This window comes from Roseateles sp. NT4, from assembly GCF_051857475.1.
Lineage (GTDB): Bacteria > Pseudomonadota > Gammaproteobacteria > Burkholderiales > Burkholderiaceae_C > Pelomonas.
Genome location: NZ_JBPZGZ010000004.1, coordinates 357,770 through 381,084, shown reverse-complemented (window position 1 = coordinate 381,084; position 23,315 = coordinate 357,770). Strand labels below are relative to the sequence as shown.

20 protein-coding genes are annotated in these 23,315 nt (G+C 67.0%); 15 read left to right on the top strand and 5 right to left on the bottom strand.

From position 1 onward, the window contains the following. The first annotated feature begins 24 nt into the window (after window positions 1-24). Complete coding sequence (locus tag ACS5PN_RS24845) at window positions 25-948, top strand: ADP-ribosylglycohydrolase family protein (protein WP_439466707.1); 924 nt, start codon at window positions 25-27, stop codon at window positions 946-948. Between the two features lie 6 nt (window positions 949-954). Here the strand turns inward: ACS5PN_RS24845 and ACS5PN_RS24840 are convergent, their stop codons facing one another. From ACS5PN_RS24840 to ACS5PN_RS24825, 4 genes are all read right to left on the bottom strand, one after another. After that, window positions 955-1,641, bottom strand: a complete 687-nt coding sequence (locus ACS5PN_RS24840; protein WP_439466926.1) for a rhamnogalacturonan acetylesterase — start codon at window positions 1,639-1,641, stop codon at window positions 955-957. Between the two features lie 26 nt (window positions 1,642-1,667). Beyond that, entirely contained in the window at window positions 1,668-4,478 is a 2,811-nt protein-coding gene (locus ACS5PN_RS24835) for a pectinesterase family protein (RefSeq protein ID WP_439466706.1), read from the bottom strand. Further along, window positions 4,475-5,041, bottom strand: coding sequence for a PEP-CTERM sorting domain-containing protein (locus tag ACS5PN_RS24830; protein WP_439466705.1), 567 nt, complete (start codon window positions 5,039-5,041; stop codon window positions 4,475-4,477). The genes ACS5PN_RS24835 and ACS5PN_RS24830 overlap by 4 nt, the downstream gene beginning before the upstream one ends. 138 nt (window positions 5,042-5,179) lie before the next feature. Next, window positions 5,180-8,074 (bottom strand): TonB-dependent receptor, encoded by a 2,895-nt coding sequence (locus tag ACS5PN_RS24825; protein WP_439466704.1) that lies wholly within the window; start codon window positions 8,072-8,074, stop codon window positions 5,180-5,182. A gap of 546 nt (window positions 8,075-8,620) precedes the next feature. Between ACS5PN_RS24825 and kduD the strand changes: the two genes are divergently transcribed. From kduD to ACS5PN_RS24755, 14 genes are all read left to right on the top strand, one after another. Beyond that, the gene (kduD, locus tag ACS5PN_RS24820) at window positions 8,621-9,382 is read left to right on the top strand and encodes a 2-dehydro-3-deoxy-D-gluconate 5-dehydrogenase KduD (RefSeq protein WP_439466703.1); all 762 of its coding nucleotides are present in this window, start codon (window positions 8,621-8,623) and stop codon (window positions 9,380-9,382) included. Between the two features lie 60 nt (window positions 9,383-9,442). Then, window positions 9,443-10,330 (top strand): carbohydrate ABC transporter permease, encoded by an 888-nt coding sequence (locus tag ACS5PN_RS24815; protein ID WP_439466702.1) that lies wholly within the window; start codon window positions 9,443-9,445, stop codon window positions 10,328-10,330. Then, window positions 10,327-11,199: a carbohydrate ABC transporter permease gene (locus ACS5PN_RS24810; protein WP_439466701.1), complete on the top strand. Its 873-nt coding sequence runs from the start codon at window positions 10,327-10,329 to the stop codon at window positions 11,197-11,199. Before ACS5PN_RS24815 ends, ACS5PN_RS24810 begins: the two co-directional genes overlap by 4 nt. A 3-nt stretch (window positions 11,200-11,202) precedes the next feature. Next, window positions 11,203-12,309, top strand: a complete 1,107-nt coding sequence (locus ACS5PN_RS24805) for an ABC transporter ATP-binding protein (protein ID WP_439466700.1) — start codon at window positions 11,203-11,205, stop codon at window positions 12,307-12,309. Continuing rightward, window positions 12,306-13,595, top strand: a complete 1,290-nt coding sequence (locus ACS5PN_RS24800; protein ID WP_439466699.1) for an ABC transporter substrate-binding protein — start codon at window positions 12,306-12,308, stop codon at window positions 13,593-13,595. The genes ACS5PN_RS24805 and ACS5PN_RS24800 overlap by 4 nt, the downstream gene beginning before the upstream one ends. Then, a complete protein-coding gene (locus tag ACS5PN_RS24795; protein ID WP_439466698.1) occupies window positions 13,596-14,762 on the top strand; it encodes an oligogalacturonate lyase family protein in 1,167 nt (388 codons plus the stop codon). Continuing rightward, on the top strand, window positions 14,759-15,844 hold the full coding sequence (locus ACS5PN_RS24790) for a pectinesterase family protein (RefSeq protein ID WP_439466697.1): 1,086 nt from the start codon (window positions 14,759-14,761) through the stop codon (window positions 15,842-15,844). Before ACS5PN_RS24795 ends, ACS5PN_RS24790 begins: the two co-directional genes overlap by 4 nt. Then, on the top strand, window positions 15,841-17,094 hold the full coding sequence (locus ACS5PN_RS24785) for a pectate lyase family protein (protein WP_439466696.1): 1,254 nt from the start codon (window positions 15,841-15,843) through the stop codon (window positions 17,092-17,094). Before ACS5PN_RS24790 ends, ACS5PN_RS24785 begins: the two co-directional genes overlap by 4 nt. 44 nt (window positions 17,095-17,138) lie before the next feature. Then, entirely contained in the window at window positions 17,139-17,939 is an 801-nt protein-coding gene (gene kdgR / locus ACS5PN_RS24780) for a DNA-binding transcriptional regulator KdgR (RefSeq protein ID WP_439466695.1), read from the top strand. Window positions 17,940-18,025: 86 nt separating this feature from the next. Further along, window positions 18,026-19,045: an NADP-dependent oxidoreductase gene (locus ACS5PN_RS24775; RefSeq protein WP_439466694.1), complete on the top strand. Its 1,020-nt coding sequence runs from the start codon at window positions 18,026-18,028 to the stop codon at window positions 19,043-19,045. Continuing rightward, entirely contained in the window at window positions 19,045-19,497 is a 453-nt protein-coding gene (locus ACS5PN_RS24770; RefSeq protein ID WP_439466693.1) for a GNAT family N-acetyltransferase, read from the top strand. Before ACS5PN_RS24775 ends, ACS5PN_RS24770 begins: the two co-directional genes overlap by 1 nt. Further along, window positions 19,494-20,384 carry an SDR family oxidoreductase gene (locus ACS5PN_RS24765; protein WP_439466692.1) on the top strand — a complete coding sequence of 297 codons (891 nt, stop codon included), beginning with the start codon at window positions 19,494-19,496 and terminating at the stop codon, window positions 20,382-20,384. Before ACS5PN_RS24770 ends, ACS5PN_RS24765 begins: the two co-directional genes overlap by 4 nt. Window positions 20,385-20,469: 85 nt before the next feature. Then, the gene (locus ACS5PN_RS24760; protein ID WP_439466691.1) at window positions 20,470-21,285 is read left to right on the top strand and encodes a DUF6585 family protein; all 816 of its coding nucleotides are present in this window, start codon (window positions 20,470-20,472) and stop codon (window positions 21,283-21,285) included. A gap of 27 nt (window positions 21,286-21,312) precedes the next feature. Next, window positions 21,313-22,569, top strand: a complete 1,257-nt coding sequence (locus ACS5PN_RS24755; protein WP_439466690.1) for a TIGR03862 family flavoprotein — start codon at window positions 21,313-21,315, stop codon at window positions 22,567-22,569. Here ACS5PN_RS24755 and ACS5PN_RS24750 read toward each other — a convergent pair. Then, window positions 22,549-23,304 (bottom strand): SDR family NAD(P)-dependent oxidoreductase, encoded by a 756-nt coding sequence (locus ACS5PN_RS24750; RefSeq protein ID WP_439466689.1) that lies wholly within the window; start codon window positions 23,302-23,304, stop codon window positions 22,549-22,551. The two genes, ACS5PN_RS24755 and ACS5PN_RS24750, sit on opposite strands and share 21 nt — an antisense overlap. Window positions 23,305-23,315 lie beyond the last annotated feature (11 nt).

Below are 23,315 nucleotides of genomic sequence, written 5' to 3'. Positions count from 1 at the left end.
GTGGTCACTCACGAAACAAGTCATTTGGATACCGCATACCGCCCGACGCTCGATCAGTTCGAAGGCTGCCTGCTGGGGCTGGCCCTGGGCGATGCGATGGGTGCACCTCGCGAAGGCGGTCCGCTCGAACGGCTGCTGTGGGCAATCATCGGCAAGACATCATCAGGCGAGACGCGTTGGACGGACGACACGCAGATGTCCATCGATGTCGCCGAATCACTGCTGGCACGCGGCGGCTTCGATGGCGATGACCTCGCCCGGAGGTTTGCCAACGGCTATCGCTGGAGCCGGGGCTACGGGCCGGGAACCGCGAAACTGCTGAAACGCCTCGCCAAGGGCGAGGATTGGCGCCACGCGAGCTGCTCCGTCTACCCGGAAGGCTCCTTCGGCAACGGCGGCGCCATGCGGTCGCCCGTCGTCGCTCTGTTTCACGTTGGCGATCCAGCTGCGATGGCCCAAGCTGCCAGGCAGGTCGCCGCCGTCACTCATGCCCATGCACTCGGCGTGGAAGGTGCGTTGCTGATCGCGGCTGCCACGGCGCGTGCGCTGCTCGGCCCGGAGCCCTCGCTATGGCTGGAAGATTGCAGATCAAGAACTGCACAGGCGCCGATGCGCCAGCGCCTGGATATCGCCCTGCAGTGGATGCAGCAAGGCGCGCTGCCCGGTCCGGGCGAAGTGTCACGGCGACTCGGGAATGGCGTTGCGGCGGTCGAATCCTGCGTCACGGCCATCTATCTGGCCGGGCGCTTTCTGAACGAACCTTTCAGCGACCTGCTGTCCTTCATCGCAGACTGTGGTGGAGACGTCGACACGATAGGGTCAATGGCGGGAGCCCTCTGGGGGGCAACACGAGGCCGCTCCAACCTCCCGGCCGACGGCCTCGACAGACTTGAGCAACTCGATAGGTTGCTGACCTTGGCCGCTGCCCTGCATGCCAGAGCGCCCTGAGTTGATTCAAGGTCCCAGCGTCTTGGCCGTCGCCAGCTCCGGCCTCAGCTTGATCAGCCCCTCCATCACCTGCCCCGAAAACAGCTCTGCACCCTTGGGCCCGAGATGGGTGCGGTCAAAGCGCGGCGGCGCCTCGGCCAGGGTGTCGGCGGCAGGCTGGCCCATCGCAGCGACGGCGGCATGGCTGATGGCGTTCAGGTCCAGCACCGGCACGCCCTGCTCGGCGCCCACCCTGATGACGGCTTCGGCCCAGGGGCGCAGGTCGTTGTCGAGGTCGCCAGTCTTGAAAGTCCGGCGCGTCAAGGGCGTGATCAGGACCACCTCACCGCCGGCGGCCTTGACCTCCTTCACATAGCCCGCCATGTTGGGACCGAACTCGGTGGCCAGGTCGGTCGAGCGGCCGGGCTTGCCGGGCTGGTCGTTGTGGCCGAACTGGATCAGCACCAGGGTCTTCTGCTTCGCGCCGTTCTCGCCGCGCTCGTTGAGCAGGGCCAGCACCGTGTCCCACAGACCCTCGGCACGAAAGCTCATGCTGGAGCGGCCGCCGCGTGCGAGGTTGATGCAGGCCACCTGCTGCAGGCGCGCGCACAGCGCATTGCCATAGCCGCTGCGCGGCGCCATCGTCGAGTCACCGACCAGGATGAAGCGAGGCCCGGACGGCGGCTGACCTTGGGCCTGCGCCAAGCTGCACACCAAGCCAAGAAGGGCCGCCGCCCACCTCATGGCGCAGGCACCCAGCCGCCCGGCACCCCGGTGGCGATGGTGGAGTTCTGGAAGATCTCGGCCCTTGTCGTCAGCCCCGCCGGCGAGCCCAGGGGCTTGGCCAGAACGACGTTGGTGGCCACGTTGTTGACCTTGACCGAAGCGAGCCCCAAGCGAGCGCCGACGTCCAGCGGCGCACCGCTCAAGTCCATGCTGCCGAACTCGCGCCATCCCACCGTATCGGTCGTACCGCCGTCGGCCGTGCCGGCCCAGGACGGCGGGTTGCTGCCGCAGCTGCCCGTGCCGACGCCGGTCTTGCTCGTGCCCGTGCCCACGCACCAGCCCACGGGCAGGATGTGCGAGCCCATCTTGGTGTTCACGAAGGCAATATGGTCGATATAGGTGGTCGCCGTCGTGCCGCCACTGCGGGCGAGGTAGGCCTGGCTCACCGTCGGGTCGGCCGTCAGCCGGCTGTTCAGGAAGACAAAACCCTTGTCGCCCGCGGTGGCACGCGACTGCAGGATGTAGCCGGCCGAGCTGCTGGCCGTGTCGGCCACCGAGCGGATCTCGCAGTCCTCGAACAGGCTGGCCATCACGCTGCCCCAGATGAAGTCGACGTTGCCGGCGACGAGCGACTGGTAGATCCAGTTGTAGCCCTTGAGCTGCAGGGTGTCCTGCTGGCTCAGGAAGTTCATCTGCTTGGCGACCAGGCGCGCGGCGACGGCCGTCGTGCTGGTGTTGAAGTAGATGGCCTCGGCCTGGTTGTCCCAGCTGCTGCTGCGCCCATGCGGGTTCTGCAGCGTGAAGTTGGTCAGCGTCAGCAGGTCGGCCGTCTCGACCAGCAGGGCTGCGCGACCGCCGCCGAGCACGCGATGGCCCAGGGTCTTGCCCGAGGTGCTGAGCGCCGTGCCGGCCGCCGCCGCGCTGGCGCCGCTGCCCGAGTTCAGCGACTCGAAATTGACGTCGCCCACCACCACGCCGTCGCGGCTCTCGCCGACGATGGTCAGGTTGGACACCTTGCGCAGGATGTTCAGCTCGGGGTAGCTGCCATTGGCCAGGTGGATGGTCTTGGCCGTCGCCACCGTGTTGCAGCCGTTGATCGCCGGGCTGTTGGTCGAGCAGTTCTTCATGACCCAGTTCAGCGCGCCCTGCAGGGTGCGGAAGTCGGCCGTGGTGCCGCCATCGTCGACGTTCAAGTTCGTGAAGCTGGCTGGCGCAGCGCGGGTCGTGAACTTCCAGCCGTCGGCCTTGGTGATGCCGGCGAAGGCGGCACCCTTGATGGTGCCGACGAGCACCGAGGCGTCCATCGTCACGTAGTAGCCGGTGCCAAAGTCCAGCTTGTTGTTGTGCAGCTTGACCGAGGCCGTGCTGTTGCTGACGCTGACGGGCCGGTACCAGACATAGCGTGCAAACGTCGCCCCATCGGGCATGGCGCCCAGGCCCAGGGCATCGATCTCGAGGTTGTTGCGGGCCAGCACGGCCTGGGTGTCACTGGCCGAGGGCGCGGTGCTGACGTCGATGCTGTCCACCAGCACATCGTCGCTCGTGCGGTAGACATTGATCTTGCCGGTCGTGCCGATGCCGGGTGGCGAGTCGAAGCTCAGCGACAGGCGCGTGTCGGTGTGGACGCCGGTCTCGTTGGCAGCCGGTACCTTGGTGCCGCCGACCTCGCTGACATTGCCGCTGCCGCTGATCTGCGTCGAGATCTTGCCGGCACCGGCCAGGGCCAGGTTGTTGGCCTTGACCAGGGCCGCCGGCCGCGGCTTGTAGGCATAGCCAGGCGTGAAGGCCGCGCCGGGCTGGACGCTGCAACTGCCGAAAGCCGCACCGTTCAGCGTCGAGCCGCTGTCCTGGAAGACGCCGGTGTGGTCGGAGCTCGGATAGCTGACGACGCTGTCGCAGCCGGCTGCGCCGTCAATGGCGAAGACATTGGCATGCGACAGGATGTTGGCCTGCTTGCCCGCGCCGATGCTGTAGCTGTGGGCATAGGGGCTGGCCGTCTTGCTGCCGACGAAGTAGTTGTTGAAGACGTGGACCTGGCCGAAGCGCACGCGCGGCACGCGCTGGGTCACGCCGTTGAAGACGTTGTTGGCGATGGTGATGCGCAGCTTGCCCAGATCGCTCGTGAGGCTGTCCGAGCCGCCGATCAGCATGGACTTGTCGTGCTGGGTGACGAGGTTGTAGGAGACCGTGATCAGGTCTGCGCCCTTGGTGATGTCGATGGCACCGTCGTGGCATTGCTTGGTCTTGCCGTTCTCGACGGGCAAGGTGTCGTCGGTGACCGGTGCGTCGGTGATGGTGTTGCGGTCGATCCAGACCTGGGTGGCGGTGACGATGCCGATGGCGTCGTACTGCGAGTTCCAGTTGCCGGTGGCGCCGTCGGTGGGGTCCCAGATGGGGCCGACATCGCAGGGCGCGACCAGGTGCAGATTGCGCACGATGACCTGGCTGACGCTGGTGATGTCCAACCACGCATTGACGAAGCCGGCGCCGGGGCCTTCGCCGATCAGCGTGGTGTTGCTCGTCAGGCGCACGCGCGCCCTCACCTTCTGGTCGGCCGTGCTCGCGAAGGGCGTGCCCTCGGTCATGTCGATGGTGCCGGCCACCTTGATGATCTTGGCCGCGTTGCCGGCATTGGCCAGCGCGTTCAGCAGCTCGGCGCGGTTGTGCACCGTGTAGATGTGCTCCGGCGTGGCGGCGCTGCCGCCGACGGTGCCGGCACCCCAGCCGTCGGTGGGTGCGACCTGCAATGCGGCGTCGACGGCATGAGCGGGCAGGCTCAGGGCCAGCAGCGCGGCCAGGCCGCCCAGTTGTTGGAAGAGCTTCATGCGCGAGCCCTCCTGCGCAGGGCCAGCAGGCCGACGCCCGCAGCCACGAGGGCGAGGCTGGCGGGTTCGGGCACCGCGTTGACGGTCAACTGCGTCGTGAAGCTGCCGAACTCGCTCGTGAAGCTGAGGTTGTTCAGCGTCAGGCTGATGCTGTCGGGACCAAGGAGCTTGACGCTCACGCTGCCGCCGTTGATGCCGCTCAGGTCCAGCAGCGCGAAGCTGGCGATGGGCAGGCCGATGCCGGCAAGCCTGAAGTTGAAGCTGTAGCTGCCGGTCAGGCTGGTGGCGCCGCTGTTGTTCCAGACCTGCACCTGGCCATCGCTGAAGAAGTCGATGGCCACGGCCGCGTCGCCGGTCAGGAATTCGAGGTCGGCCACGGCCAGCGCCGTCGTGTTGCTGCCCGGCTCATCGGCAAAGCCATGGTCCAGCCCCAGCAGCGTCGTGGTGGCGCCGCTGACCTGGCCGGTGATGACGGTGGCCGCAGGCAGGCTGTAGGCCGCCTGGGCGGAGGCCGCGGCCAGCCATGCGGCGGCTGCGACCGCAAGGGTCCTGTAGGTCTTCATGTTTGTCTCCGGGGTGAGGCCTGACCCGCTTCGGGCGGCCGGCACTTCTTCGGGATCAGGAGACCTGCAGGGTCCCGCCAGCAAGGAAGGGCACAGACGACAGGTCCGTGCCCTTTGCGGATTCAGGCGATGCTCGCCTCAGAACTTGTAGCGGCCACCGATGATGAACTCGCGGCCGGTGTAGTTGTTGACAACGACGTTGTTCATCGCGCGGGAGATGAACTGGTCATTGGCCTGGTTGGTCAGGTTGGTGGCCTCGAAGGTCAGCTGCAATTGCTTGTTGAGCTGGTAGCCCATCGACAGGTCGACGTTGAAGGTCTTGTTCTTGCCCGCCACGTCCTGGTTGTTGCCGGCCGGGATGGTCTGCAGGAAGGCCGAGCGCGCCGAGGTGGACACGCGGCCGCTGAAGATGCCGTCGTCGTAGTAGAAGGACAGGTTCCAGGAGCGCGGCGACAGGTTGACCAGGTCTTCGGTGACGGTGGCTGCGCCGACGGCGGCCGAGATCACATAGTCCATCTTGGACTTGACCTGGGTGTAGTTGGCCAGCACGCCGAAGTTCTTGCCCCAGCCCGGCAGGAAGCTGAAGGGCTGCTGCACATTGATCTCGAAGCCGGTGAGCTTGCCGCCCGGGCTGTTGACCGGTGCGCTGACCAGGAAAATCTCGTCGCCCGTGAAGTTGCTGGGCAGCAGTGACATCGGCAGGCCGGTGTCCTTGTAGGCCACGTTGCGGCCCACCGTCAGCACATAGCTCTTGATGTCCTTCTGGAACAGGCCCAGGCCAATGAAGCCGTTCTTGGAGTGGTACCACTCGCCGCTGAGGTCGAAGGTGGTGGCGCGGAAGGGGTCCAGGGCCGGGTTGCCGCCGGTGTAGGTCAGCGAACCGGTCGTGGACAGGGTGCCGCCCGGGTTCAGGTTCTGCAGCGGCGGACGCGACATGACCTTGGCCGCCGCGGCGCGCAGGATGATGTCCTTGGTCAGGTTGAGCGAGACGTTGGCCGAGGGCAGCCAGTCGCCGTAGTCGCGCGAGGCGGTGACGGGGCTGCCGCCGCCGGTGGCCAGGTAGCCGCTGGCGACGATGGACGTCTTCACATAGCGGGTGCCGAGGTTGCCGCGCACGGCCATGCCGCCCAGGCGGGTCTCGAAGTCGGCCATCAGCCAGGTGCCGGTGTCGGTCTCGGAGATGGCGCGGTTGCCGCCACGGGCGGAGCCGTTGGTGATGGAGGTCAGCGAGAAGTCGCCAGGGCCGCCGGCGGGGCCGGTCTTCAGGCAGTTGCAGTAGATGTCGTAAGCCTTGGCGATGGCATCCAGGTTGGGGATGACCCAGGACGTGATGGAGCCGCCCGGCAGGTTCTGGCCCTTGCCGAAGCCCGTCAGCGTGGTCGTCAGGCTGGCGGCATCGACGCCGGCCGGCAGGGTGTTCATGGTCTCGACGGTGCGGCGGATGTCGAAGCTGGTGAACTTGAACTGCTTGTAGCTGACGCCGCCCTTGAGGGTCAGCGCATCGGGGATGATTTCCCAGGCCACGTCGGCGGTGGCGACGTCCTGGCGGTTGGTCACGCCGTTGGGGCGGATGCGGATCTCGCTGGGCGTGAAATTGGCGATGCTGGTGGCACCGACCGGCACGCCGTAGATCTTCAGGCCGCCGTTGGGGTCGGCGGGGTTCAGGTTGCCGTAGCCGAGCAGCGGCGCGCGGTCGTCGCCGCGGGCGTCGAACACATAGCCGTTGACGTTGGGCGCATCCAGGGTGGTCGTGGTCTGGATGGGGTTGTTGAACCGGGACGTCGCGCGGCCGCCGCGCACGGTCAGCTTCAGGGTGTCGGTGACGTCCTGCTCGATGGTCAGCGTGGGCTGGGTGAAGGTGGTGGAAAGCTTGTCGAAACGCGACTCGGCGCGCACGTCCACCCCATTGAACTTGCCATACAGCATCTGGCCGCTGGGCGCGAACTGGGCCTCCAGCACGCTGGTCTGCTGCTTGCCGCCGGCCGACAGCGCGCGGCTGAAGGAGATGGCTTCCAGGAAGTCCTCCTGGCGGGTCGCGTCGAGCTTGCTGTACAGCATGTCGAAGGTGATCAACATGCTGTCGGCCGGCCGCACCTGGACGGAACCGGTCATGCCCAGGCGCTTCTGGTCATGCGTCAGTCGGCCGTAGCGCGGCAGGCGCGGGTGGAAGTTGGTGGCCTTGCTGGCCTCGTTGTAGGCGGCCAGGTTTTCCGGCGTGTTGGGCAGGCGCGGCACGCCCTGGGCAGCGGGGCCGCAGGTGGTGGCCGTTGAACCGGTGGGCAGATTGGCCGTCACGCCCTGGGGCGGGCACCAGCCGCTGAAGGTGTTGCCGCTGGAGGGGCCGTTGTCCCAGCGCACCGTGCTGAAGCCTTCTTCATAGACCTTGCGCTCGGAGTAGGCGCCCGACAGCAGCACACCGACCTTCTTGTCGGCGAAGGTGTTGGAGATCAGGAAGGCGGCCTTGGGCGTGGCCTTGCCGGACAGGTCGTTGTACGTGCTCTTCAACGACACGGCGGCCGCGAAGTTCTTCAGGTCGAAGGGACGGGCTGTCTGCAGGTCGATGGTGGCGCCGAGCGAGCCTTCGTCGACGTCGGCCGAGCTGCTCTTGCGCACCGTCAGCGAGTTGAAGAGGTCGGCCGCGAAGACGTTGAAGTCGAAGGCGCGGGTGCGGTTGGCGCCGCCCGAGCTGTCGGTGCCACCGGTGGTGGCGAGGGCCTCGATGCCGTTGATGCGGGTGCGGGCGAAGTCGCCGCCCAGGCCGCGCACGGTGATGTTGCGGCCTTCGCCGGCGTCACGGTCGATGACCACGCCGGGGATGCGCTGCAGGGACTCGGCGAGGTTGGTGTCCGGGAACTTGCCCATGTCCTCGGCCTTGATGACATCGACGATGCCCTTGTCCTGGCGCTTGGCATTCAGCGCGCTCTCCAGCGAGGCGCGGATGCCGGTGACGGTGACGGTCTCGAGCTGCTGCGAGGCGGCAGGCGCGGTCTGGGCCCACGCGGGGGCGGCGACGAAGGCGACGGCCAGGGCCACGGGGCTCGCAAGGAAGTGCCGGGCCGCCCCAAGCTTCCTTGACCCCCTCGGGGGGCGGGCCGGGCTGAGCTCGGCCCTGGGGGCACTGTGACTCAGATGGCGGGATGGACGGAATGCGGGCATGGGATGTCTCCTGGTGCAGGCCATCTGAGCGCGCTTGGCGCCGATGGCTCTCGGGTTATGCAAGGCTTTTTGAACCCGGGCGCACGCAGGGCACCCGTTGATTTCCAAGGCCGGAGACGCTGCAGTGCGTGCGCCGGGTCGGTCACCGCGATGGCTGAAAGCCGCCGCAGCGAGGTGAAAAAGGGTCGGGCAGTGCCTCTTCGGTGAAGAAACAACCGCTCAAAGTTGTGCGTTCTTGTCTCGCTTGTGAACGATGATAGGGGGAAGATGCAAAAATCGGAACACTGGTTCACTAATTAGAAACCATGATTCCGCAACACTTCCGGCCTGCCTAAAGTCGTGGCATCGGCAAAAGTGGAACCGCGTTTCAACAAACTGAACCGCCTGCCCACGACCCTCTGCGCAGATCGGACACAAGAACTTATGGTGCTCAACAATTTCAACCTGGCCGGCAAGACGGCCATCGTCACGGGCTGCAACACCGGACTGGGCCAGGGCATGGCACTGGCGCTCGCACAGGCGGGGGCCGACATCGTCGGCGTCAACGTCTCCGAGCCCGACGAGACCAAGGCCGGCGTCGAGGCCCTGGGCCGGCGCTTCCTGGATCTGCGCGCCAACCTGGGCGATGTCAGCTGCATCGCCGGCCTGGTGGCCCAGGCCAAGGCGCTGAACGGCGCCGTGCACATCCTCGTCAACAACGCCGGCATCATCCGCCGCGAGGACGCCATCAAGTTCTCCGAGGCCGACTGGGACGACGTGATGGACCTGAACCTGAAGTCGGTGTTCTTCCTGTCCCAGGCTGTGGCCAAGCAGTACATGGCTCAGGGGACCGGCGGCAAGATCATCAATATCGCGTCCATGCTGAGCTTCCAGGGCGGCATCCGCGTGCCTTCCTACACCGCCAGCAAGAGCGGCGTCATGGGCATCACGCGGCTGATGGCCAATGAATGGGCCCAGCACGGCATCAATGTGAATGCCATAGCCCCGGGCTATATGGCCACCAACAACACCGCCGCCCTGCGCGCCGACGAACAGCGCAACAGCGCCATCCTCGAACGCATCCCGGCCGCGCGCTGGGGCAAGCCCGAGGACCTGGCCGGTCCGGTCGTGTTCCTGGCGTCGACGGCTTCGGACTACGTCAACGGCTACACACTCGCCGTCGACGGCGGCTGGCTGGCACGCTGAGCCGACAAGAACAAGGCCCGCAAGAATGCGGGCCCAAGCCGCGGACGGAGACACCGGGCGATGTACGAGAACAAAAAGCTGGGCTTCATGTTCGTCCTGCCATTCGTGCTGGGCGTGCTGCTGTTCAAGCTCTTCCCCTTCGTGATGAGCTTTGCGCTCAGCTTCACGCAGTACGACCTCATCGATCCCCCCGAGTGGATCGGCCTGCGCAACTACGAGGAGATGCTGACCGGCGACCCGCTGTTCCGCAAATCCCTCGGCGTGACGCTGACCTTCGCGATCCTGGCCGTGCCGCTGCGCGTCGGCTTTGCCCTCGTCGTCGCCCAGGTGCTGAACTTCCGCCTCAAGGGCATTAACGCCTTCCGCGCGGCCTTCTACATCCCGTCCATCCTGGGCGGCTCGATTGCGGTGGCGGTGCTGTGGCGCTTCGTGTTCGCCAAGTACGGCCTGGTCAACATCATCCTGGGCAAACTGGGCTTCGAACCCATCCCGTGGCTGGCCGACGAACACTACTCGATGTGGACCATCGTGCTGCTCTTCACCTGGCAGTTCGGCTCAGCCTGCGTCATCTTCCTGGCCGCGCTGCAGAACGTGCCCAAGTCGCTGTACGAGGCCGCCGAGATCGACGGCGCCAGCGTCAACCAGCAGTTCTGGAAGATCACCGTGCCCCTCATCACGCCGGTCATCTTCTTCAACATGATCATGCAGATGGTCCACGCCTTCCAGGAGTTCAACGGGCCCTATCTGATCACCGAAGGCGGCCCCCTGCACTCCACCTACGTGCTGGCGCTGTACATCTACGACCAGAGCTTCCGCTTCTTCAACCTGGGCTATGGCGCGGCGCTGAGCTGGGTGCTGTTCGCCTTGGTCGCCGGCCTGGCTGCCATCTCCTTCTGGAGCAGCAAGTACTGGGTCTTCTACGCCGGCGAAAAGGACATCAAGAAATGAGCGCCGCCGCAGAGATCAATGAACGCGCCGTCGGCGACGATGGCAAGACGCCCTGGCTGCGCTATCTGCTGCTGGCGGCCACGGCCGTCGTCATGTTGTATCCGCTGCTGTGGCTGATCGGCGCCTCCTTCAAGAGCAACAGCGAGATCTTCACGTCGGCCGGCTTCTGGCCCAGCAAGTTCTCCTTCGACGCCTACGCCAAGGGCTGGAAGACCAGCACCGAGTACACCTTCGCGACCTATTTCCTGAACAGCTTTCTGATCACCATCCCGCGCATCATCGTCACGGTGATCTCCTGCGTGCTGGTGGCCTATGCCTTCGCGCGCTTCGAGTTCTGGGGCAAGAAGATCCTGTTCAGCATCATGGTCGGCACCATGATGCTGCCGCTCATCGTGCTGCGCCTGCCGCAGTACCTGGTGTTCCGCGAACTGGGCTGGCTGGACAGCTATCTGCCGCTGATCGTGCCCTCGGCTTTCGCCACCGACACCTTCTTCGTCTTCATGCTGGTGCAGTTCCTGCGCGGCATCCCGCGCGACATGGAAGAGGCCGCGCTGATCGACGGCTGCAACGCGCTGCAGCTGCTCTGGCACATCATCGTGCCGCTGCTCAAGCCGGCCATCATCAGCGTCGTCGTCTTCCAGTTCATCTGGACCATGAACGACTTCATGGGCCCGCTGATTTACCTCGCCTCGGTCGAGAAATACCCGGTAAGCCTGGCGCTGAAGATGAGCATCGGTGCGACCGAGGAGGTCGAGTGGGCCAATGTCATCGCGATCTCGGTCGTCGCGCTGATCCCGTCCGTCGCGGTGTTCTTCGCGGCACAGAAACACTTCATCGAGGGCGCCACCAGCAGTGGCGTCAAGGGCTGATCCATGGCTGCCGTATCCCTGCGCAAGGTCGAAAAGACCTACCCCAATGGCTTCAAGGCCGTGCACGGCGTCGACCTCGACGTGCGTGACGGCGAATTCATGGTCTTCGTCGGCCCCTCGGGCTGCGCCAAGTCCACGCTGCTGCGCATGGTGGCGGGGCTGGAATCCATCAGCGGCGGCGAGCTGAACATCGGCGGGCGCGTGGTCAATGACCTGCCTCCCAAGGCCCGCGGCATCGCGATGGTGTTCCAGAACTACGCGCTGTACCCGCACATGACGGTCTACGACAACCTCGCCTTTGGCCTGAAGCTGGCGAAGACGGGCAAGGCCGAACTCGACCAGCGCGTGCGCCACGCCGCCAAGCTGCTGGAGATGGAGCATCTGCTGGAGCGCTACCCCAAGCAGCTGTCGGGCGGCCAGGCACAGCGCGTGGCCGTGGGGCGCGCCATCGTCAAGAAGCCCGAGGTGTTTCTGTTCGACGAACCGCTGTCCAACCTCGACGCCAAGCTGCGCGCCGCCATGCGCGTGCGCCTGACCGAGCTGCACCGGTCCCTGCGTGACGCCGGCCAGCCGGCCACGACCATCTACGTGACCCACGACCAGACTGAAGCCATGACCATGGGCGAGCGCATCTGCGTGCTCAAGGCCGGCATCATCCAGCAGGTCGACACGCCGACGGCGCTGTATGACCGCCCCGCGAACGCCTTTGTCGCCAGCTTCATCGGCTCGCCCGAGATGAACATCGTCAACGCGACGCTGAACGACGACTCCGTGGTGTTGGGCGGCGTCAGCCTGCCCCTGTCGCGCGGCCGCTTTGGCCCCGTGCCACAGGGCGCCGTGCAGTTCGGCCTGCGGCCCGAGCACATCGGTCTGCAAGCCAAGCCCGGCAGCGTCGCCGTGCAGGCCACGCTGAAGTTCTGCGAAAACATGGGCGCCGAGGTCTTCACCTACTTCGATGTCGGCGGCGTGGCCTTCAGCGCACGCATTCCCGCGGAAGAAGGCCTCGCGCTGTCGACACTGCCGCGTGGCTCGGCGCTAAGCCTTCACTTCCAGATGAACCAAGCCCATCTGTTTGCCGCGGGCGACGACGGCCCGAGCTATCTCGCATGAGCATCAGCCGCCGCCTCATCATCGCCAGCGGCGCCGCTCTGGCTGCGCCTTTCGTTCACGCGCAGGAGCGCCCCGTGCTGCGCTTCGCCTGGTGGGGCGGTGCCAGCCGCCACCAGTCCACGCTGGCGGCACTCAAGGTCTTCGAGCAACGCCACGGCGTGCGCGTGAAGGCCGAGTACATGGGCTTCAACGGCTATCTGGAGCGGCTGACCACCCAGATCGCCGGCCGCTCCGAACCCGACGTGATGCAGATCAACTGGGCCTGGCTGGCCATGTTCAGCAAGCGCGGCAATGGCTTCACCGACCTGAACGGGCTGACCAAGGACCTGGCTCTTGATCAATTCACTGAAGACGACCTCGCCTACGGCCGCGTGCAGGGCAAGCTCAACGCCCTGCCCACGTCCTTCAGCGCCCGCGTCTTCCTGTGGAACCAGACCGCCTTCGGCCGTGCCGGCGTCAAGTTGCCCGAGACCTGGGACGAGCTCTTCGCCACCGGCCCGGCCTTCCGCGCCAAGCTGGGCGACAACGCCTACCCGCTGGACGGCGAGCTCTACGACATGATCCTGCTGTCGCAAAGCTTCATCCAGCAGAAGCACGGCACGCCTTTCGTCGACCCGGCCAGACCGCATGTGGCCATGAGCCAGGCCGCAGCCCTGGAATGGGTGCAGACCTACAAGCGCGTCGTCGACAGCCATGTCGCCACCCCGCTGCCGCTGCGCGCGTCGCTGGGCGGCGCCGAGAAGCCGACCGAGCAGCAACCCGACTGGGTGGCTGGCCGCTGGGCGGGCAACTACACCTGGGACTCCGTCATCGGCCTGCGCGGCTCGACACTGGCGCCGGGCGAGAAGCTGGCCCTGGGCGCCTTCCCGACGCTGCCGGGCAGCAAGGAAAGCGGCCTCTTCGGCCGGCCCACGGTCATGTACACCATCGGCCGCAACTGCAAGCAGCCCGAGCTGGCGGCCAAGCTGATGAACTTCCTGCTGACCGATACCGAGGCCGCGCGCATCCTCGGCCGCACGCGCGGCCTGCCCAGCGCGAAGAACGCACTCGCAGAACTGCAGAAAGCCGGCGGCCTGCCGCCGCTGGAACTCGCCGCCCACGACCAGATCCAGGCCCAGCGCGATGCCGGCCGGCTGATCCGCCCCGCGCCGCTGTTCGAGCACGCCCGCTTCCAGAAATTCATGCGCGAGGTCTTCGAGACCGTCGCCTACAACAAGACCACCGATGCCGAGGCCGCGCGCCGCCTCGTCGAAGAGGGCAATGCCCTGCTGCAGAGGATCCACTAGATGAAGTCCACCGAACGCAAATTCCAGTTCGTCACGCACGAGGACCCCGACACGGGTGCACGCGTCACACGCCTGACGCCGCCCGATGTCACCTGCCATCGCAACTACTTCTATCAAAAGTGCTTCACGAATGACGGCTCCAAACTGATGTTCGGCGGCGAGTTCGGCCCCCAGCCCAGCCCGAACTGGAATCTGCACCTGCTGGACCTGCCCTCGCAGACGGCCATCCAACTGACCGACGGTGCGCGCGAGAACACGTTCGGCGCCTTCATGAGTCCGGACGATCGCTTCGTCTACTTCGTGCGCGGCGACCGCAACCTGATCCGCCTGGAACTGGCGACGCTACAAGAGCAAGTCGCCTACGTCGTGCCCGACGGCTGGGTGGGCTATGGCACCTGGGTGGCCAACAGCGCCTGCACCAAGATGGTCGGCATCGAGATCGCCGCCGCCGACTGGTTCCCGCTGAACACCTGGCAGAAGTTCAACGAGATGTTCCACAAGAAGCCGCTGTGCCGGCTCTTCAGCGTGGACCTGGCCACGGGCCAGCGCACGGTGATCCTCGAGCAGCGCGGCTGGCTGGGCCACCCGCAGTACCGGCCCTTTGACGACAACACGGTCGCCTACTGTCATGAGGGCCCGCACGACCTCATCGACGCCCGCATGTGGTTCATCGACGAGGACGGCAGCAATCGCCGCTGCGGCAAGGAGCACAGCGACGGCGAGAGCTGCACCCATGAGTTCTGGGTGCCGGACGGCAGCGCCATGATCTATGTGTCTTACAACGAGAAATCGCCCGAGCGCTGGATCTACAGCCTGGACCCGGTGACGCTGGAGAACAAGCTGCTGACCGCCATGCCGCAGTGCTCGCACCTGATGAGCAACCATGACGGCACCCTCATCGTCGGCGACGGCTGCGGCAAGGCCAGCAGTGGCGACGCCAGCAACGAGATGCTGGTGGGCGACCCCTATCTGCATCTCTTCGACCTGAAGGCCGGCAAGACCCGCCCCATCGCCCGCCACGACAGCGGCTGGGACGTCTACAAGGACAGCCGCCAGGTCACCCACCCCCACCCCAGCTTCACGCCGGACGAGAAGCAGGTGCTGTTCAGCTGCGACAAGGAGCGCGCGAACGGCGTCGAGCCCGCCCTCTACCTGGCTGACCTGTGAAGCTGTTGGCGCTGGCCCTGGCCTGTCTGGCGATGTCGGCGCAAGCCCAGCGCCCGCAGCTGACGCCTGAGCAGGCGGCCGCGCACACGACGGCGGCCTATCTCGGCGACTGGAAGCCCGCGCCTCTGGCCGACCTGTCAGCCGCCTCACCGGACTTCATCGTCAAGCCAGGCGAGTCGGTGCAGGCCGCCATCGACAAGGTGCCCGCGAACGGCAACAAGCGCTGGGTCATCCACATCCAGCCGGGCACTTACCGCGGGCCGCTGTGCATCAAGGACAAGGCGCCCCTCGCGCTGATCGGCTCGCCACGGGACGCCGCCGCCGTCGTGCTGGTGGACAACCGCTTTGCCGGCAAGCCCAAAGGTGAAAACGAGGCTGCCCACCCCTGCATTCCCGAGCTGGGCAAGACCACCATCGGCACCAGTGGCAGCACGACGATGCTGGTACAGAGCAATGACGTGCAGCTGATCTCGCTGACCATCGCCAACGACACCATGGACGGCGTGCGCCTCGGCGAGACCTACCCACCCGGCGCGGGTGAAAGCGGGGGCGCCCAGGCCGTGGCGCTCACCCTCTCCGGCGACCGCATCCAGCTCGACAATGTGCGCCTGCTCGGCCACCAGGACACGCTGTTCGCCAAGCGTGCGGCGCCCGACAAGCCGGCCCGGCAGCTGATCCGCCACAGCCTCATCGCCGGCGACGTGGACTTCATCTTCGGCAATGCCGTCCTCGTCATCGAGCACAGCACCATCCTCACGCGGGCCAACCGGCGCACGCCCGGCCACGGCGGCATCATGCTGGCGCCCAGCACGGCGCCAGACGTGACCCAGGGCTTCCTGGTCACACACAGCCGAATCGTCGGCGAGCCCGGCATCGCGCCCGGGGGCACTTCGATCGGCCGCGCCTGGGATGCCGGCGTCAAGGCCGGTACCTGGATCGCCGGCACGAGTCCCAACGGCGTCGCCGTCGTGCGCGACAGCGAGATCGGTGCACACGTTGGCCCCTGGTCGGCCAGCACCTCGCGCCGCCCCTTCGACGCGGCCACCAACCGCCTGAACGAGTTCAACAACAGCCGCCCATGAAACGCCGCCACGTCCTCGCCCTCGCCGGTCTGCCCGCACTCGGCGGCTGCGCCAGCACGCCGCATGCTCCCGTGGAGAACCCGCTCGGCTGGGCCGGCGTTGGCAACACCACCGGCGGCGCCAGGGCCATCCCCGAACACATCTTCGACGTCCACGACCGCGCCGGCCTGGACGCGGCCCTGCGCCTGGGCGACAAGCCCAAGATCATCCGCGTCCACCGCTTCATCAACCTCTGCCCCGCCGGCCCCGAGACCTTCATGGAGCCGGGCTTCAGCTTCGACGCCTTCGACCGCGCGTTTGATCCCGCCACCTGGGGTCGCGACGATCCCAAGGGCGCGCTGGAAGACGCCCGCAAGCACTCGGCCCGGCGCCATGCCGAAGTCGCCCAGGTGCGCCTGCCGTCCAACACGACGCTGATCGGCGTCGCGCCCGGTGCCGGCTTCGATCGCGGCGGCTTCCTGCTGGACAAGGTCAGCAATATCGTCATCCGCGACCTGCGCTTCTCGGACGCCTACGACTATTTCCCCGAATGGCAGCCGCGCGACAACGGGCATGGCGAGTGGAACTCGGAGTACGACAACGTGTCGCTGCGCGGTGCCGACCGCGTCTGGGTCGACCACTGCCATTTCGACGACGGCCAGCGGCCCGACAGGCTCGAGCCCATCCGCCTCGGCCAGCGCGTGCAGCACCACGACGGCCTGCTGGACATCACCAACGGCAGCGACCTCGTCACCGTGTCCTGGTGCCGTTTCCAGGCCCATGACAAGACCATGCTGATCGGCAGCAGCGACAGCAGGACGACCGACGAAGGCCTGCTGCGCGTGACCCTGCACCACAACCATTTCCATGCCTGCAAGGAGCGCACGCCGCGGGTGCGCTACGGCCGCGTGCATGTCGTCAGCAACCTCTTCAGCGCCGACCGCGCCGAGGACTTCGGCTATTCCCTGGGCGTGGGCATCCACTCGCGCCTCTACAGCGAGCACAACCGCTGGGAACTGCCGCCCTCGGTCACGGCCGACAAGCTGATCCGCCGGCTCAAGGGCGAAGCCTTCTTCGACCAGGGCAGCCGGCTCAATGGCCAGCAGGTCGACATCCTCGCCGCCTGGGCCGCCGCCCACCCCGCCGAGCCCCTGACCGTTGACGTCGGCTGGCGCCCCGACGAGTTCTACGACGCCGCCGCCCTGCGCCCCGCCCAGCCCGATGAGCTGCCTGGGCAAATCCGCAACGGCGTCGGTCCCCGCCGGGCCTGAGTCAGAATCCAGCCTTGAAACACGCACCCGAAAGAATCGAAACGATGGACGACGACATTGCGGATTCAAAGCAGCCCGAGTCGGTTGCCGCGGTGCTCAAGGTGTTCGCCATCCTGAACGCCCTCGGTGAGCGCAGTGACATCGGTATCACCGACCTCTCGGTGCGCCTGGCCATGCCCAAGGCCACGGTCTACCGCTTCCTGCAGACCATGAAGGGCCTGGGCTATGTCCGCCAGGAGGCCGACAGCGAGCGCTACGGCCTGGCCATGCGCATGTTCGAGATCGGCGCCAAGGCCCTGCCCTCGCCCGAACTGGTCGACCTGGCCAAGCACCACATGCAGATGCTGGCCGACGCCACCGGCGAGACCGTCCACCTGGGCAGCCTCATCGACAGCGAGATCATCTACATCCACAAGGTCGACTCGCGCCACATGCTGGGCATGTACTCGCGCATCGGCCGCCGCGCGCCGCTGCATTGCACCGCCATCGGCAAGGTGCTGATGGCCTGGGAACACCCCGAGCGCCGCGACCGCATCCTGGACGGCGCCGAGTTCAAGCGCTTCCGCGACAAGACCATCGTCACCCGCCCGGCCTTCCTGGCCGAGCTGGAGCAGGTCAAGAAGCAGGGTTTCGGCGAGGACCGCGAGGAATTCGACGACCACATCCGCTGCCTGGGCGTGCCCATCTTCGACCGCCTGGGCCAGCCCATCGCCGGCATGAGCGTGTCCTTCCCGACCTTCCGCTTCGACGTCGAGAAGGCGCCCGAGGTCGTCAAGATGCTGCAGGCGGCCAGCAAGGACATCTCGGAGAAGCTGGGCTGCACCAGCTACCCGATCTCGACGTGACTCCCTAGGGCGTTGTCGCCCCAGGGACGCAGGGCCCTACCCTGCAATGCTTCAATGGCGGCTGTTTCGTGAACCGACAGCCCCCCATGAGCCAAGTCAATCGCCAGATCGTCCTCGCCTCCCGCCCCAAGGGCGAGGTCACGCCCGACAACTTCCGCCTCGTCGAGGCTGCCCTGGCCCCGCTGGCCGAAGGCCAGGTGCGCGTGCGCAACCACTACCTGAGCCTGGACCCGTACATGCGCGGCCGCATGAACGACAGCAAGAGCTATGCGGCCTCGCAGGCGATCGACGAAGTCATGATCGGCGGCACGGTCGGCGAAGTGGTCGAGTCGAAGAACGCCAATTTCAATGTGGGCGACAAGGTCGTCGGCATGGGCGGCTGGCAGGAGTTCCAGACCGTCGACGCCACCCAGCGCGGCGTGCTGAGCAAGGTCGACACCACCCACATCCCGCTGTCGGCCTACCTCGGCTCGGTCGGCATGCCCGGCGTGACGGCCTGGTATGGCCTGATGAAGATCATCAACGTCAAGGCCGGCGAGACCGTCGTCGTCAGCGCCGCCAGCGGTGCCGTCGGCAGCGTGGTGGGCCAGCTCGCCAAGGCGCGGGGCGCCCGCGCGGTCGGCCTGGCCGGTGGCGCCGACAAATGCCGCTATGTCGTCGAGGAGCTGGGCTTTGACGCCTGCATCGACTACAAGCAGCACCCCGACGTGAAGTCCCTGTCCGCCGCGCTGAAGGCCGAGTGCCCGAACGGCATCGACGGCTATTTCGAGAATGTCGGCGGCATCATCCTGGACGCCGTGCTGCTGCGCGCCAACGCCTTCAGTCGCATCGCCATGTGCGGCATGATTTCCGGCTACAACGGCGAGCCCATCCCGCTGACCTACCCCCAGCTCATCCTGACCAACCGCATGAAGGTCGAGGGCTTCATCGTGTCCGAGCACATGGAAGTCTGGCCCGAGGCGCTGAAGGAACTCGGCGGCATGGTGGCCACCGGCAAGCTGAAGTTCCGCGAGTCCGTGTCCGAAGGCATCGCCAGCGCGCCCGAGGCCTTCATGGGCCTGCTCAAGGGCAAGAACTTCGGCAAGCAGCTGGTCAAGCTGGTCTGATGCGCTGGACCTGTGTTCCGTTCAAGGAGCTGAGCGTCGACCAGCTCTACGACGTGCTGGCCCTGCGCTCCGAGGTCTTCGTCGTCGAGCAGAACTGCGTCTTCCTCGACATCGACGGCCTGGACCGCCAGACCTGGCATCTGCTGGGCCATGGCGATGACGGCCGGCTGCTGGCCTATCTGCGCCTGATCCCGCCGGGGCTGAAGGCGCCCGACGCGCTGATCGGCCGCGTCGTCACCTCGCCCGCGGCGCGCGGCGGCGGCACGGGGCGTGTGCTGATGGCCGAGGCCCTGACGCAATGCGAGCGCCTGTGGCCACGCCACCCGATCACGCTGCATGCCCAGGCCCACCTGGAACGCTTCTACGGCAGCTTCGGCTTCGCTCCCGTTGGGGAGTACTACATGGAAGACGGCATCCAACACATTGAGATGCACAAGGAGACAACGCCATGAGCAAGAAACAAACCGCTGTCATCACCGGCGCCGGCTCGGGCTTCGGCCTGGAGGCGGCCCGCATCGCCGCCGCGCGCGGCATGAACCTCGTCCTCGTCGACGTGCAGGCCGATGCGCTTGAAAAAGCGGTGACGGAGTTCAAGGACGTCGAGGTGCTGTCGCGCATCGTCGACGTCGCCAAGGCCGACCAGATGGAGGCGCTGGCCAAGGCGGTCGAAGAGCGCTTTGGCGCCCCGCACTTCGTCTTCAACAACGCCGGCGTCGGCTCGGGCGGCCTGATCTGGGAAAACGCCCTCAGCGACTGGGACTGGGTCATGGGCGTCAACGTGATGGGCGTCGTGCACGGCGTGCGCCTGTTCACGCCCATGATGCTGGCCGCCGCCAAGGCCGACCCGAGCTACTCGGGCCATATCGTCAACACGGCCTCCATGGCCGGCCTGCTGGTCCCGCCCGTCTCCGGCGTCTACAACGTCAGCAAGGCCGCCGTGGTGGCCCTGACCGAGACCCTGCACCACGACCTCCGCCTCGTCACCGAGCAGGTCCACGCCTCGGTGCTCTGCCCCTTCTACGTGCCCACCGGCATCAGCCAGAGCCAGCGCAACCGCCCGAGCGACATGCCCGGCGCGAAGCCGACCGTCAGCCAGATCGTCTCGCAGGCACAGACCGACAAGGCCGTGTCCTCCGGCAAGCTGACCGCGGCCGACGTGGCGGCCATGGTGTTCGACGCCATGGACCAGCGCAAGTTCTGGATCTTCAGCCACCCCAAGGCCCTGGCCGGCGTGCAGACGCGCATGGAAGACGCCATGCTGCAGCGCAACCCGACCGACCCCTATGCCGCGCGGCCGGACATCGGCGAAGCACTGAAGGCCAAGCTGCGCGCCGATTGAAGACCTCGCCGCGGCCGTGCAATGCTTGGCATTGCGCGCCTGCGGCCATGCGGCCGACAACGCTGCCGCCGTCGACACTTACGGGATGTCCGAACACGCAGCACAAAGTCAGAGCGCCACCACGCCCCTGGGGTCGCTGGTCGCAGAACATCCGATCGGGGCGGCCGGCCCCGCATTGCTGGTCATCGGCGCGGGCCTGCTGGTCTGCACCGCCCTGATGGCCTACGAATGGCAGGACATGCCGCGCCGCGGTGCCGCCAGCGCGGCCCTGATGTCCGAACTCTTCATCATCGCCATGGGCATCACGTCCGGCATGGGGCTGTTCCTGCTGCTGCGCTGGCGCCGAGGCCGCGGCGCCTATGTGAACATCCATGAGGGTGGCATCCAGCATGCCTTTGCCGGCAAGCAATGGACCCTGCCCTGGGAGGACCTGGACCACGTCACGGTGGAACGCCGCCAGCTGCGGGTGAACTTGGGCAAGCTGCCCAAGCGCACCTACATCGCCGTCACCACCAAGTCCGGCACCCGGCTGCAGTTCAACAACTACCAGCGCCTCGACGCCCTGGGCGATGCCATCAGCCTGCGCCTGGCCGAGCATCTGTCGCCCGGCACCCTGGCCGAGCTGCGGGCCGGCAAGACCCTGGATTTCGGCGCCTTCAAGGTGAACTCCAAGGGCCTGCAGGCAGCGCGGCTCAGCATCGGCAACTGGCATGTCTTTGCCGGGCGCAAATTCCTGGCCTGGCAGAAGCTGGGTTCGTTCAAGTTCGACAACGGCTGCCTGCTGCTGCTCGACAAGTCCGGCAGGACCTGGGCCCGCGTCTTCCATTTCCACGTGAAGAACATCGTGCTGCTGCTGGACATCATGCAGAGCATCCAGGAGCGCAAGACGCCCAAGGCCTGAAGGCCGGCGCGGTCCCTAAAATCGCGCATGCCTTCTTCTCATCCGGTCGCCGTCATCGGCGGCGGCCCCGCCGGCCTGATGGCCGCCGAAGTGCTGGCCGCAGCCGGCCACGCCGTCACCGTCTTCGACGCCAAGCCCAGCGTCGGCCGCAAATTCCTGCTGGCCGGCAAGGGCGGGCTCAACCTGACCCACTCCGAGCCCTTCGAGCCCTTTGTCGGCCGCTTCGGTGCGCGCGCCGCACAGATCGAGCCCTTGCTGCGCGGCTTCGACGCCGATGCCCTGCGCACCTGGGCGGCGGAGCTGGGCGTGCAGACCTTTGTCGGCACCTCGGGCCGCGTCTTCCCCACCGACCTCAAGGCCGCGCCGCTGCTGCGCGCCTGGCTGCACCGGCTGCGCTCGGCCGGTGTGAAGTTCGCCATGCGGCATCGCTGGACGGGCTGGGCCGCTGAAGCCGGCTCTGGCGCGCTGCGCTTCGAGACGCCGGAAGGCGAGCGCCTCGTGACGCCCGAAGCCACGCTGCTGGCGCTGGGCGGTGCCTCCTGGCCGCAATTGGGCTCCGACGGCGCCTGGGCACCGTGGCTGGCCGAGCGTGGCGTTGACATGGCGCCGCTGCAGCCGGCCAATTGCGGTTTCGATGTCGGCGCCACGGCCGCGCACGCGGGCAGCCCCGGCTGGAGCGAGCGCTTTGCCACCGATTTCGCCGGCCAGCCGGTCAAGCCGGTGGCACTGGCCACCGAAGGCTTCGCCAGCCGCCCCGGCGAGTTCGTCATCACGGCCACCGGCATCGAGGGCTCGCTGGTCTACGCCGCCAGCAGCGCGCTGCGTGACCACATCGCGCGCGACGGCCAGGCCACGCTGCACCTGGACCTGCTGCCCCAGCTGGCGTCAGAGCGCGTGCTCGCCGAGGTCAAGCACCCGCGCGGCAGCCGCTCGCTGTCGTCCCACCTGAAAAGCCGCCTGCACCTGAGCCCGCTGAAGATGGGCCTGCTGCACGAGCTGCTGACCCGCGAGCAGATGCTGGACGCGGCGACGCTGGCCGCCGCGCTGAAACGCCTGCCGCTGACCCTGCAGGCCGCGCGGCCGATGGCCGAGGCCATCAGCACGGCTGGCGGTGTGCGTTTCGAGGCACTGACCGACGGCCTGATGATCAAGGCCCTGCCCGGTGTATTCGTCGCCGGCGAGATGCTCGACTGGGAAGCACCCACCGGCGGCTATCTGCTGACGGCCAGCATGGCCAGCGGCCGCGCGGCAGCGCTTGGCGTCCTAGATCGCCTGGCCGCCTGAGACCTCGATGCGCTGGGCGTTGACCCAGCGGTTGTCGGCCGACAGCAGATTGGCGACCATGGGCCCGATGTCGTCCGGCACACCGGCGCGGCCCAGGGCCGTCATGCCGGCAAAGAGCTGGTTGACCTCGGGGTTGTCGCGCACCGCGCCGCCGCCGAAGTCGGTCTCGATGGCGCCCGGCGCCACGGTGTTGACGGCGATGCCGCGGGTGCCCAGTTCCTTGGCCAGATAGACGGTCAACACCTCCACCGCCCCCTTCACGGCTGCGTAGGCGGCGTAGCCGGCAAAGGACTTGCGCGTCAGGCCAGAGGACAGGTTGACGATGCGGCCGCCGTCCTCGATCAGCGGCAGCAGGGCCTGGGTCAGGAAGAACACACCCTTGAAGTGCACGTTGACGAGGCCGTCGAACTGCGCCTCGGTCGTGTCGGCAATCAGCGCGTAGTCGCCATGACCGGCGTTGTTGACGAGGTGGTCGAAGCGCTCGCGGCCCCAGCTGTCGTGCAGCACATGGCGCAGGCGGCCGGCAAAGCTGCCGAAGCTGGCGACGTTGCCGACGTCCAGCGGGAGAGCCACGGCCTGGCGGCCCAGGGCGCGGATCTCGGCGACGAGGGACTCGGCCGCGTCGGCACGGCTCTGGTAGGTGACGATGACGTCGCCGCCGCGGCGGGCAATGGCCAGGGCGGTGTTGCGGCCGAGGCCGCGGCTGGCGCCGGTGATGAGGCTGATGGTGGTCATGAAGGACTCCG